The sequence below is a fragment of the Leptolyngbya sp. FACHB-321 genome, assembly GCF_014695975.1.
Taxonomy (GTDB): domain Bacteria; phylum Cyanobacteriota; class Cyanobacteriia; order Leptolyngbyales; family Leptolyngbyaceae; genus Stenomitos.
This window is the reverse complement of sequence record NZ_JACJPI010000043.1, coordinates 1-8064: the sequence shown is the minus strand read 5'-3', so window position 1 is coordinate 8064 and position 8064 is coordinate 1. Positions and strand designations below refer to the sequence as shown.

General features: G+C 48.4%; 11 protein-coding genes and 2 pseudogenes. All 13 read right to left on the bottom strand.

What is annotated here, in order from left to right:
• A partial coding sequence (locus H6F76_RS07415; RefSeq protein WP_190507143.1) for a TMEM175 family protein occupies window positions 1-268 on the bottom strand: 268 nt, incomplete at its 3' end.
• A gap of 308 nt (window positions 269-576) precedes the next feature.
• On the bottom strand, window positions 577-990 hold the full coding sequence (locus H6F76_RS07410; RefSeq protein ID WP_190507141.1) for a hypothetical protein: 414 nt from the start codon (window positions 988-990) through the stop codon (window positions 577-579).
• Window positions 983-1876 carry a pirin family protein gene (locus tag H6F76_RS07405; RefSeq protein ID WP_190507138.1) on the bottom strand — a complete coding sequence of 298 codons (894 nt, stop codon included), beginning with the start codon at window positions 1874-1876 and terminating at the stop codon, window positions 983-985. Before H6F76_RS07405 ends, H6F76_RS07410 begins: the two co-directional genes overlap by 8 nt.
• Before the next feature lie 105 nt (window positions 1877-1981).
• A pseudogene (locus H6F76_RS31395) lies at window positions 1982-2068 on the bottom strand (alpha/beta hydrolase); the annotation flags it as partial.
• Between the two features lie 137 nt (window positions 2069-2205).
• Window positions 2206-2565, bottom strand: coding sequence for a nuclear transport factor 2 family protein (locus H6F76_RS07395; protein ID WP_190507136.1), 360 nt, complete (start codon window positions 2563-2565; stop codon window positions 2206-2208).
• Entirely contained in the window at window positions 2562-2837 is a 276-nt protein-coding gene (locus H6F76_RS07390; protein WP_190507134.1) for a hypothetical protein, read from the bottom strand. Before H6F76_RS07390 ends, H6F76_RS07395 begins: the two co-directional genes overlap by 4 nt.
• Before the next feature lie 116 nt (window positions 2838-2953).
• On the bottom strand, window positions 2954-3901 hold the full coding sequence (locus H6F76_RS07385) for an NAD(P)/FAD-dependent oxidoreductase (protein WP_190507133.1): 948 nt from the start codon (window positions 3899-3901) through the stop codon (window positions 2954-2956).
• Between the two features lie 173 nt (window positions 3902-4074).
• Window positions 4075-4817 (bottom strand): annotated as a pseudogene (locus H6F76_RS07380) (SDR family oxidoreductase).
• 51 nt (window positions 4818-4868) lie between these two features.
• A complete protein-coding gene (locus H6F76_RS07375; protein ID WP_190507131.1) occupies window positions 4869-5852 on the bottom strand; it encodes a CPBP family intramembrane glutamic endopeptidase in 984 nt (327 codons plus the stop codon).
• 53 nt (window positions 5853-5905) lie between these two features.
• The gene (locus H6F76_RS07370) at window positions 5906-6262 is read right to left on the bottom strand and encodes an AraC family transcriptional regulator (protein ID WP_190507129.1); all 357 of its coding nucleotides are present in this window, start codon (window positions 6260-6262) and stop codon (window positions 5906-5908) included.
• A 100-nt stretch (window positions 6263-6362) separates the two neighbouring features.
• Complete coding sequence (locus tag H6F76_RS07365; RefSeq protein WP_190507127.1) at window positions 6363-6920, bottom strand: DsbA family protein; 558 nt, start codon at window positions 6918-6920, stop codon at window positions 6363-6365.
• Window positions 6921-7047: 127 nt separating this feature from the next.
• Window positions 7048-7422 carry a peptidoglycan-binding domain-containing protein gene (locus H6F76_RS07360; RefSeq protein ID WP_190507125.1) on the bottom strand — a complete coding sequence of 125 codons (375 nt, stop codon included), beginning with the start codon at window positions 7420-7422 and terminating at the stop codon, window positions 7048-7050.
• A 411-nt stretch (window positions 7423-7833) separates the two neighbouring features.
• Window positions 7834-8064 (bottom strand): response regulator transcription factor (locus H6F76_RS07355; RefSeq protein WP_190507123.1); only part of this gene is annotated, 231 nt, incomplete at its 5' end.

The window sequence follows — 8064 nt, the reverse complement described above, 5'->3', positions numbered from 1 at the left end:
AGGGAAATAATGATAACCAGAACAACAAATGTAGGTTTGCCCACAAAGTTGAACCATTCACTTGTCGGACTGCCTGAAACAGGTGATGGTGATTGTTCCAGTAAATACCAACATGCACGAAACTCAACACATAGCTTAGAAAGATTGGAAGTAACGGACGTAGTGCAGCCAAATCTGACTCATGAGGTATTTTTAACTCCAGTACCATAATGGTGATAATAATAGCAATTACCCCATCACTGAATGCTTCTAACCGACCTTTAACCATTTTTGGATATGCTCCTTGTTTGCTTACCGCGTTGTATAACTGCCGTTTGTAAAAATAGTGTCCGGTTAGCCACTATCCGTTCAGTCTCTCTAAGTGGCAGCAGATCGCCTCAAACTTTGTATCAAGGTCGCTAGTCCATCCGCTTCAGCAATTTGCAATTTGTTAGCCTTACACGGTTGGGGAACGCTCCAGGGCTACTCGAGCCCAATGTCCTCAGTTGGCTGCTGCCTCATCGGTGCTTTGGAGAAAAGCAAGGAGGTTTGCAATTACACAAGCGAAGCAAGTTCAGAATCTGTGAATTTTGGAGGTTAAAGACTGTCAGCGGTCAGCAACATCATGACATCTGCATGAGCCAACACGACATCGGGGTGGCGTTGAAGCGCCGTATGATACTTCATGGCAAACTCATCGCCCAATTCGTCGGGGCTGAGCAGTGTCCGAATGTCACTGTCGATCGCTTCAATTGCCTCTGATGTAACAGCTTCATCGGCATGAAGCAACTCATCAATTTGGATAGTCAAGGCTGAGAGTCGATGCAACCAGGCAAACTGCTCATGACTAATCACCAGTTGTAGCAATTCACCGCTAGAAACGTGCCCTCGAACTTGCTCATAGGTAGAACGCTCAGTCTCTAGTAAAAGCTTGTGCAGATGCAGTAGTTTGATTCGTAACTCACTCAAGCGTTGATGTTGACTAGTCCGATATTGAAATGTGTTAAGCATAAATCTGTCCCATCCTTCCTTCTTGGTAGTCGTTGATCGCCTGAGTGATTTCAGCTTCAGTGTTCATGACAAACGGACCGTAACGCACGACTGGTTCGTTAAGGGGTACACCTGCAATCAGCAGAAGCTCTAGAGTGCGCTGAGCAGCAGCAGGGTTGGAGAGCACTACATCTTCTCCATCTTGAGCAAAGAGCACCATCTGCCCATCATCACCAGGCGCTGGCTCTGTCCCAAACAATCCAGCCCCCTCCAGTACATAGACAAAGGCGTTGTACTCTTTGGGTACAGGCTGGATTATCGTTGCCCCTGGTTGCAGTGTGAAGTGGAGGTAAATTATCGGTGTGCGCGTCTGAATTACGGCTTTTGCCCCTAACGCTTCTCCCGCAATCACCCGCACTGTCACAGACCTATCTTCGGTTTGAGCGACCGGAATGTGAGCCGCTGGAATTTCCTGATAGCGGGGTGGCATCATTTTGTCTCGTTGTGGCAGATTGACCCATAGTTGAATGCCGTGGAGCCGTCCACCAGTTTGGGTAAACATTGACTCCGGCAGCTCGGAATGCACGACCCCGGCACCGGCTGTCATCCACTGGACATCACCCGGATTGAGTAGCCCGGCGTGCCCCGCCGAATCTTTGTGTTCTAGCCGTCCAGCCAAGACATAGCTGACGGTTTCAAAGCCCCGGTGCGGATGATCGGGTGCACCTTTTGCCTGACCCGGCTTTAGATTAATCGGACCCAACTCGTCGAGGAGGAGAAACGGGTCAAATTCAGAGAAGCTGCTTTTGGGAAAGGGCCGACGTACAAGAAAGCCGGCCCCTTCGAGTGTTTCAACGCTGTTGATTACTCCGGCAACGGTTCGAGACGTTTGAGTGGGGACAGTCATAGATTACCTCTTCAGAACTAGACAAATATGTGTATCATTTGAGCCTGACTCAACGGGATGAATCACAGCGTTTTTTCGCCAGCCAGAAATGCAGCAGATCGCTGATTATTCCTGCTGAAGAAAGTCCAGCAACAGGGGATTGACCTGATCGGCGTGAGTCCAGTTGATGGCATGCGGTTCGCCAGAAATGACAACTCAAACACGAAACCCGATGCATCAAATTACTCGAAGCTGATAAACGTAAGCTTGTATCAGGAATGATGCAAGGATTGGTCTGGTTGAGAGATCGGGATTACATCTCCTAAAAGCAATTTGGTAAGTCACGAAGCTTACACAGGTTCCATATACAAGCGTGCCCACTCAATCTGATCCGCTTGGATGCCAAGAATAGGCACCCCGCGCATACCAAATTGCGAGCCATCACGATGGGTGCCAAACCAGTACCACTCAGCCCCGGTCGTGTCACCCTCAACTGCCAAACGGAACAACTGTGAGTGAAAGTCTGGGATGTTGTGGAAGATGACAGACCAATTCTTAGGGACATCCTCAATTCCCTTGAAACCTCTCTCAGGATAAAGTGGATGATTGCCCTGAAAGTTAGGTGCAAAGCAGGCTAAAAGCACTTCCAGGTCATGCGCATTCTGTGCTTGTTGCAGTCGCTCTATGACGATGCTTTGATTGGATTTCATGATTTCTCCTTAGTTAAAAAGCCTAACCCTGTTGGAGAGAAGGTTTTGCCTGCAATCCTGAGCGAACAGTTCTCCCAACGAGTTGAGTCATGAAAGACCGTGAATTCTCCTTCCAGCACATAGAGTTGTTCCGAACAGCGCATGTGGAGATGGAGAGGAGTCTGGGAACCAGGTGGAGAGTAACCTTCAATTAGATCGTTCTGTCCTCCGGTCGTGGTGCAATCAGCAAGGATGGTAAGGTAAGAACCAAAAAGCCACAAAGATTGCATCATTAGATCGCTCTGTAGACTGGATATGTAATTAACACGCATGACTTTCCCTACTCTCTTGGTCTATGCCACTAGACCAGCCACGATGCTTGTTCTGATGAAGATTGAATCACCTTGATTCAGACGAAATCTTCCATAATCAGAGAGTGATTTAAGCCGCTAGCAGCAACGCTACCCTGAAAAACAGCAGCGACGATCACTTGCATGGGTGAAGTGATGTCACCTGCCGCATAAACGCCTTTGACGCTAGTTTCGTTGAAAACAGTGGTCGTCTTGATTAAATTGAATTCATTTAACTCACAGCCTAACTTTTCAGCTAGGTTTGAACGGAGTGTTTGCTTTGGTCGGATCAGTATGCCGCGACGCGCAATTTTCTCATCTGTCTCAAAAACAATGTTTTCTAATTGTCCGTTAGCGCCTTCGAGTCGGATGATTTTCTCTTCGCGGACAAGGATTTTGTGGTTTTCCAACAGTGCCCTTTGATCAGCGGTTAGATCGGCTTTGCCATTGGTGCAGAGGACTAAATCAGCACTCCAATTTTTCAGCAATGCCGCCATTTCGATGCCCGCTTCGCCATTTCCAACAATGGCAAGCGGCTCGTCGCGCACTTCCCAGGCATGGCAATAGGGACAATGAAACACGCTTTTGCCCCAGAAATCACCAAAGTTTTCGAGCGCTGGAAATTCATCCATTACCCCGAAAGCCAGCAAAATTTTGCGCGTTTTTTTGATCGTGCCATCCTCAAACACAACTTCAAATTGATTGCCGGATGGGTTGATTTCCTTGACCCCGATCGCTTGAAATTCAACGCTTTTATAAGGTTTGAGTTGGTTGCGCCCGATGCTCAAAAGTTCATGCGGACTGATGCCATCGCGGGTGAAAAAGCTGTGCGACTCGTGTGCGGGAGCGTTACGCGGATTCCCTTTGTCGCAGACTAACACTCGACGGCGACTTCTGCCTAAAAGCAGTGCCGCACTGAGTCCAGCGGAACCGCCACCGACAATGACGCATTCGTAAAGATCTTTGTTTTGGTTCATCATCTTTTTCTGTTCTCCAACTTTGGACATAATCATCAACTCCTAAGTTTTCTTTGTCTTCGTTCACTTGAGTGTAGTCAGTGCCAACACTCAACTTCTTGCAGATTCCTATGGAGTTTCTTATGGAGTTAGCGAACCGATTTCAGTGTTGCTTTAGTGAGTCGCTTGAAGTGCTGTATCAAACATTTCGCACTGCCGCTCGTCTACTGCGCTACAAACCCACCATCGACCATCAACGTTTCACCTGTTACGAACGATGCCCGGTCAGATGATAAAAACAGGACTGCATTTGCCGCTTCAAGCGGTGTTCCAATTCGTCCGATCGGGTGAAGTCCTGTCAAATAAGCTTTGGCTTCATCTGTAACTGCTTCAAACATATCTGTTTGGATTGCCCCTGGTGCAACGACATTGATACGAATCCCTGCTTTGGCATATTGAAGCGCAGCCGCTTTTGTTAAACCGACTACCGCATGTTTACTCGCGGTGTAGAGGAGTATGTTAGGCAGTGCAACGACTCCAACCACAGATGCCATATTGACGATCGCACCACTTCCCTGTTTCAACATCTGAGCAATTTCATATTTCATCGACAATCAAACACCTTTGACATTGACGTTCATCGTGCGGTCATATTCCGCTTCTGTTTGCTCAATCAAGGAGGGATTTTCGCCGCCCATTCCGGCATTATTAAAGGCAATATCTAACCGACCAAAAACGCCAACCGCTTTATCAACCATTGCTTCAGCATCGGCTTCTTTCGTGACATCTGCTTGCACAAAAATCGCCTCTCCACCAGCTTCCTGAATCAATCGAACTGTTTCTTCACCTGCATCCATGCGACGACCCACCACCACCTTTGCTTGTTGTTGGGCATAAGTGTCGCCGTTGCTCTGCCAATACCCGATGTGCCACCAGTAACTAAAGCCACTTTATCTTGCAGTATCATTTTGTTTCTCCTGTTGTAATTAAATTGACCCTCAGCAACGGACTGACAAGATCACCGGCGACCAATCTGATTGTTCTGGGAAACGAGTTCGGATGCCTTATCGCGTTTGAACACCTTGTAGGCGATCGCCAGGAATATGGGGACTATCACCAGCATCGATAGTGCGTGGAAGGTCGCGTAGTACTGGCTGACTGTGAACAGAGCTGGCGTGGTCACGACGGTTCCGACGGCGTTAACCACGAGAAAGCCGAAGATGTTATTGGCGAAGTGTGCGCCGATGGCGAGTTCGGTCGTTCCGTCCACCAGCGAGACGACCGCCAACACCAGCCCCCCACCAACGAAGTAGTATAAAAAGATCGTGAGCCAGCCACCCGCGATCGCCTCCGGGTTTAAGAGGTGCGGCACGGTGAAGGCAACCGTCGATACAAGCGCCAGAAAGATGCGGTTGGCCCAGATCGTGCTTGCGCCCTGCACGATGTATCCGCGAAAGAATAACTCCTCGGTGGTGGTCTGGAGCGCGGTGAGAATCAGCGCCAACGGCACAAAGAGCGCGAACGTCGCGAGATTCGCGGTGAACGAGAAGCTGTCAGGATAGAAGAGGTACTGTCCCAACCCCTCTACCAGACCCAGCGGGACGAACCACGCCACGAACCCATGGCCGATGCGGCTCCAGCGTATTCGCTCCCGCGCCGTAATAAGCGTCCGGGGGTAGCGGCGGTGGATGAGGGACACGGCAATGAGGATTCCCGCAAGGAAAAATGGGAAACCTGCCATGCTCACCAGGAAGCCCCCCACGGAACCGATCGCGGAGAAATCCTGCTGTGTGTACGCCGCAAGTCCCTCCTGTCCAGAGATCGCGATCGCGACAAGTGCGCTGGCGAACGTCCCGACAATCAGCTGCGCAACGAGGATGACCACCAGTCCTAGAACATACCGCCACCCCCGATATTTACCCCACCTAGCAGCCTCCACGTAAGTCGCGTCTTTCACGCCCGTTCCGATTCCCTGATGTCCTTTGATTACGTTGCTCCTCATCTTTGTCTCCTTTACTTGTGCGTGTATGTAGTCGTGTACGTAGTACTTGGAAGTTAGCGAATCTGTTTTGGGGTCATTCCAGTCATGCGCTTGAATTGTTGGTTTAAATGGCTTTGACTGGAGAAGCCGACTTGTAGAGCGATGTCGGAAATTGCTAAATCTGTTTTCGACAGCATCAATTTCGCTTGTTCCACCCGTTGTTGAATCACATACTGATGGGGTGAAATGTCGATCACCTGTTTGAATGCACTGGCAAAGTAAGTGGGGCTAAGGTTGATCACTTCTGCAAGTTCAGTCAGTGACAAGCCTCGATCGAGGTGAGTCTGAATATAGTCAAGTACTTGTTGCAATTGGGTGCAGGTTAAGCCTTTGTGCTTGAATTCAGCGGTTGACGTTGTAGTTGTTAGCATGGTTCAAAAATTGATAAGTTGTTCAACAAAACAGGCAAAAGCTAGCTATCAAATTCGATAGCTTACTAGCACTAACAAACAAGTCAAATATGAATAGAGCTTAGTGACTTGCAGCAACAATGGTTGCTATCAACTCTGTCATTTTCCAGCGTCCGGTATACCGAATGTTATTGATAAATAGACCTGGAGCAGTCGTTACTCCACTCTGTATTCCGCCTTCAATATCTTCATTGATGCGATCAATATGCACTTGTTGAGACAACTCTTTGAGAAATTGAGGCATATCAAGCCCTAAATCGTTGGCGTACTCGACAAGATAACCATTTTCTAACTTCTGTTGATGGGCAAACAAAGTGTCGTGCATTGACCAAAACTGTCCTTGGGCAGCAGCTGCTTCGGCTGCTTCGGCTGCCCGTTGAGCATGAGAATGAATCTGTGTTTGTGGAAAATGACGGAAGATGAAGCATAAATAAGCTTCTCCCAAAGCAGCACTAAGCTCTCGCTTAATCCCTTTAATCAACTTGTAAACGTCTGCACTTCTGGGGTCTTGATAGTCTCCATACATCACCAGCACGACCTTAGCACTCAGCACACCCTGCATCCAATCTTGGGTTGAAGGGGGTACAAGTAAGGAACTGTGGCTATGATCGTCGTTCATTTTTCTACATCGGCATCAAGCCTGGAACCTTGCCATAAAAGTTGGGAAAAACCTGATGATTCAGGACATTCCCAGCGTCAGAAATTTGAACGTGGGCTGAATAACTTTGAGATCGGTGATGGCTGCGTTAGCCTAGGTTTCGCCAGCGACGAGCAAATTCCCCTAGCACTGAACTAGAGAATTGCGATTGCAACCATTCAAATGCCTTTTTTTGATAAGGGTAGTTCGATGGCTCGTAGTAATTGGCTGCATCAGTTAGTTGAATGGGCGCACCTCGACGAAGAGCTTGCCAAGTTTGAGTGCCAACGATGCCATCGACTGCAAGTCCACTTTGCTGTTGAAACTGAACTACCGCGGCGCGAGTCGCACTGCCAACGATGCCATCGACTGCAATGTTGATTCCTTTGGCATTCAACAATTGTTGTAGCTCAGTGACAGCAGCACCAGAATCGCCTTGGCGTAGCGTTGGGTCTGTGGCTGTGGCTGTGGGGGTAGAGGTCATAGATTTAGCTCCAATGTGTTAGGGTTGAAAACTCAATCAGCTTCACCGCTCTAGAGGAGCATGCTTTGCTGGATTGGATGCACTTCTGGCGAAATTTGCCCAGTTGTGATTCTGCAAATAGGTTCAAGGTTGGTGAGGCTAGGAAATAGGCGCTGCAATTGGCAAAGTTCGCTGCATCACTCACGTTCTCAAAACAACGATACAAGGTTGCCATTTCGGCTCCAATTAACTTGCTCAATCCATTGGCTGCATCTTTGTTTGCATATATTCAATGTAGGCGATCGTTTTCAAGCCGTCGTCTACAGCAAGTTAAAATTTTTACAGTACAAATTGATAGAGCAAGCATGCCATCGCAAAGTAGAAAGCTGACTCTAACTTAAGTTAGAAGCCAAATGTGATCGAACGTACACCCTATAAACTAACAATGCCGCGTTTAACGGCAACAATCACCGCTTGGGTACGATCGCTCACATCTAACTTATTCAAAATCCGGTTGACATGAGATTTGACCGTGCCTTCACCGATACTTAAAGCAGCCGCAATATCGGCATTGCTCATTCCCTGTGCTAGTGAGCGGAGGACTGCCAGTTCTCTTTCACTCAGTGCTGGATTGCTGAGGCGCTGTACCAACTTTGCTCCCAC

Excerpts from the sequence above, each read along its gene's own strand:
- H6F76_RS07410 (WP_190507141.1), bottom strand. The coding sequence starts at position 990 with ATGCTTAACACATTTCAATATCGGACTAGTCAACATCAACGCTTGAGT.
- H6F76_RS07405 (WP_190507138.1), bottom strand. The coding sequence starts at position 1,876 with ATGACTGTCCCCACTCAAACGTCTCGAACCGTTGCCGGAGTAATCAAC.
- H6F76_RS07395 (WP_190507136.1), bottom strand. The coding sequence starts at position 2,565 with ATGAAATCCAATCAAAGCATCGTCATAGAGCGACTGCAACAAGCACAG.
- H6F76_RS07390 (WP_190507134.1), bottom strand. The coding sequence starts at position 2,837 with ATGATGCAATCTTTGTGGCTTTTTGGTTCTTACCTTACCATCCTTGCT.
- H6F76_RS07385 (WP_190507133.1), bottom strand. The coding sequence starts at position 3,901 with ATGTCCAAAGTTGGAGAACAGAAAAAGATGATGAACCAAAACAAAGAT.
- H6F76_RS07375 (WP_190507131.1), bottom strand. The coding sequence starts at position 5,852 with ATGAGGAGCAACGTAATCAAAGGACATCAGGGAATCGGAACGGGCGTG.
- H6F76_RS07370 (WP_190507129.1), bottom strand. The coding sequence starts at position 6,262 with ATGCTAACAACTACAACGTCAACCGCTGAATTCAAGCACAAAGGCTTA.
- H6F76_RS07365 (WP_190507127.1), bottom strand. The coding sequence starts at position 6,920 with ATGAACGACGATCATAGCCACAGTTCCTTACTTGTACCCCCTTCAACC.
- H6F76_RS07360 (WP_190507125.1), bottom strand. The coding sequence starts at position 7,422 with ATGACCTCTACCCCCACAGCCACAGCCACAGACCCAACGCTACGCCAA.